The sequence below is a fragment of the Novipirellula sp. genome (assembly GCF_041583735.1).
In the GTDB taxonomy this organism is placed as follows: Bacteria; Planctomycetota; Planctomycetia; order Pirellulales; family Pirellulaceae; genus Novipirellula.
In genome coordinates this window covers 1-3,260 of the sequence record NZ_JBFHFD010000821.1, presented here as the reverse complement: position 1 = coordinate 3,260, position 3,260 = coordinate 1, and the positions used below count along the sequence as shown (strand labels likewise).

At 54.3% G+C, this 3,260-nt stretch carries 3 protein-coding genes; all 3 read left to right on the top strand.

The genetic code is table 11. The features are described 5' to 3' along the window. The first annotated feature begins 441 nt into the window (after window positions 1-441). On the top strand, window positions 442-1,359 hold the full coding sequence (locus tag ABX962_RS33255) for a universal stress protein (protein ID WP_372725978.1): 918 nt from the start codon (window positions 442-444) through the stop codon (window positions 1,357-1,359). Between the two features lie 38 nt (window positions 1,360-1,397). Beyond that, window positions 1,398-2,339: a universal stress protein gene (locus tag ABX962_RS33250; protein ID WP_372725977.1), complete on the top strand. Its 942-nt coding sequence runs from the start codon at window positions 1,398-1,400 to the stop codon at window positions 2,337-2,339. Between the two features lie 108 nt (window positions 2,340-2,447). Then, window positions 2,448-3,260: dihydroorotate dehydrogenase (locus ABX962_RS33245; RefSeq protein ID WP_372725976.1), on the top strand; the 813-nt coding region annotated here is incomplete at its 3' end.

Here is a 3,260-nt window from a genome sequence, read left to right as displayed (position 1 = left end):
GCGGACTCCGACAGCGCAATAATGGTGGTCAATGCTTTGGATGTGACGAGACGCCAGCTCTCGAAACATGTTTCTACTCTCCAAACCCGCCGTGGCTTGGTTTTGGCTCGCAGTGGTCAGGCGGTGCGGGTACCGCCGAATCGTACGGTCCACACGTTGCCCTGCAGTTTTGCAAGCTTAGCGGAGGCGATTCCACTCGATTCGATATCCACGTCCAAACCGTTCTCCTGAGACGTGCCGATACGTCCCGTAGGGACGAGAGACCGGCACCCAAGGTGTCCGCTATGGATCACTGAAACGCGCTAATCCGCACGCTTTGGGGCGATTCCTAGCGACACCACAGCGACTCGGACGCATCCGAGCGATCGCGGCGGTCTGTGGTGTGGGTTGGCACTCTAGTTGCTTGCTAAATTGAACCAAGCCAAGCCAAGGAGACCGCCGATGCATAAGGTGCTGCTCGCTGTAGATGGTTCGAGCATTTCAGACGAAGCCGCTCGCTGGGTTTCGACGTTGCCACACCGTAATCACTGGGATTTGACGATCCTAAGTGTGGTTCAGCGTCCGTTGGTGCACGATGATGATCCGCTGCTCAATGTCTATGAGAAGGCGTGTGATCAAGACCGCAAGGATGCCGTGGCCCACTATGACAAAATTTCGACGCTCTTCGATGGCACGAGCGTCTCGGTTCGTCATCGAATCGAATCAGGATCTCCGAACGAGACGATTGTCGATACCGCTAAGGCCATGGGGGCGGATCTGATTGTCGTTGGTGCCAAAGGACGTTCACAGATCAGTCGCATGTTGTTGGGCAGTGTAAGTGATCACGTTGCAACCCATGCCCACTGTAGCGTTTTAGTGGTGCGGAGTGCAGGGCGACATGAATACGAGCAAGGGTTTCGCGTTTGCTTGGCGTTTGGTGTGGATGCGCCGGCGCAAGCGGCGCTGCGAGAGATGACCGAAATTGCTTGGCGTAGCGATACGGTATTTCATGTGTTGTCGATCGCTTCGTACTTGCATGATTTCTTTGGTGTGTTGCCCGAAGATTCTCAGATTGTACGGCAGTACCATGAAAATTTGAATCAAGCTCATGATCAACTGCTCACCGTCTCGTCCCAAACGCAAACTCACCTAATCGAGAATGAGCATGTCGGAGAAGGCATCGTGACATTTGCGGAGCGGAATGCCATCGACATGGTGGTCGTGGGCGAAAAGTCACGCAGCGGGGTGAGTCGTTTTTTGCTGGGCAGCACCTCGCGTTATGTCTTGCGTCACGCCGAATGCAGTGTCTGGATCGCTCGCAACTATCAAGTGCGGGAAGACGAGCCCGTGCCAGAAAAGTCTCCGACGGTAATAGCGTAAACGACAGCCACGAATCAACTTCGACCGGAGCGGTCTTTATGAAGCGTTTCAAACGAATATTGTGTTACATCGGAACGGATTCCAACGAAGCGGCGCTTTCCAGAGCGGTGAGTTTGGCGATCCGTAATGAAGCGTCGTTAACGATTATGGATGTGATCAAGCCAATCCCTAGAGGGATTGTCATGGTCGGCGACGCGACCGATTCGCAGGAACTGCAAGACATCATGGTCAATGACCATGAACACGCGTTGCTGGCGCGGTTAGCGGAATATGCCGACACGGCCGTCCCGATTGAATTGGTGGTTGCCACCGGCGATCCTGCGACCGAAATTATCCGCCAAGTAATATTGGCAGATATCGACTTGGTGATCAAAAACGCCGATGGACTTTCGGCTCCAGGGGGCGCGTTTGGAAGTGTCGCACGGTCGCTGCTGCGGATGTGTCCCTGTCCGGTATGGCTACTGAAACCTGAAATACACGGGCAATTTGATCGCGTCCTGGCTGCGGTTGATTTAGACGCCGACGACGATGTCCATCAGAAACTCAATCGCAATATTCTCGAACTCGCTTTGTCGATCGCACGAGCCGAGCAGGCTCAATTGCACCTTGTCGCCGCTTGGGGCTTGTGGATGGAAGGTCCTTTGCGAAAGCGAATGGGCGACGAAACCATCGATCAAATGGTGGAACTTCAGCAGGTCAAGGTGCGTCGTGCGCTCGATGAATTGCTGCCGGCCGGATCGACGGACAATAATCGCATCCAAATCCACCTGCATCGTGGCGATCCGTCCGAAGTCATTCGCAGTGTAGCCGATACGATCGAAGCCGATTTGATGGTGATGGGAACGGTGTGTCGCACCGGAGTATCAGGCGCCTTAGTGGGCAGTACGGCAGATTCCATTTTTTCCGAACTCAGCTGTTCCATGCTTGCCATCAAACCTTCGGGATTCGTTTCGCCAGTCCAGGTAGCTGCCCGTGTTTGAAATCGCATTCACCTCTGTCGCGGTGTGGTGGTCGCTGGCGGGGGCATCTCATTCGCTTTTTCCTCCTCGAATCATTCTCTTCCCTCTGTTAATCAATCGGGTGCTTCCATGAGTATTGATCTATCGACCCACTACGGCGGACTGATGTTACGTACTCCGATTGTCGTGGGGGCGTGCCCGTTGTTGACTGATGATCACATGCGAGCGAGGCTGCAAACGGCGGGAGCCGGCGCCGTCGTGTTACCCTCGGTATTCGAAGAACAGGTGATCGAATGGACTCAGAAAATGGGACGTCCAATCACCTACCGTGAAAAAGCGTTGCTCGCACGCAGCGAGCGGTTGCGAATTCGATCTGCTTGCAGAGATGCGGAGAGTTACTTGGCATTACTTAAACGAGCAAGTTCGCAGTTGGACATACCGGTGATCGCCAGTATGAACGGCTACGCGGCCAACGGTTGGCTTGATTACGCGGGCGAGTTGCAAGAAGCGGATGCGGCGGCCATCGAATTGAACGTTCATCACCCGCCCTTGGATGAGCACGCTGGATCAGGTGAAATCGAAGATTCCATTGTCGCCGCAATCGAAGAGATTGATCAAGCGATCTCGATCCCGTTGTTCATCAAGATCGAGCGTGTTGGTGTCAGTTTGCCTCACCTTGCTCGACGCGTTTGTTCAGGCGCCAGCGGTTTTGTGTTGTACGGACGTGGCCCTGATACCGATATTTGTCTCGATAATTTGAAGCTGAAATCGACTTGGAGTTTGACCTCGCCGGGATCCGCAATCCAATTGATCGATCCGATCATGCGAGTCCATTCGCATTGCCCCGCGATGTCGCTTGCCGCCAGTGGTGGAGTCGCCAGCAGCGAGGATGTGATCAAGGTACTGTTGGCAGGAGCCGATGTTGCGATGGTGACAAGTGAG

Bases quoted from the DNA above. Each gene is read 5' to 3' on its own strand.
- ABX962_RS33255 (WP_372725978.1), top strand. From the start codon at position 442: ATGCATAAGGTGCTGCTCGCTGTAGATGGTTCGAGCATTTCAGACGAA.
- ABX962_RS33250 (WP_372725977.1), top strand. From the start codon at position 1,398: ATGAAGCGTTTCAAACGAATATTGTGTTACATCGGAACGGATTCCAAC.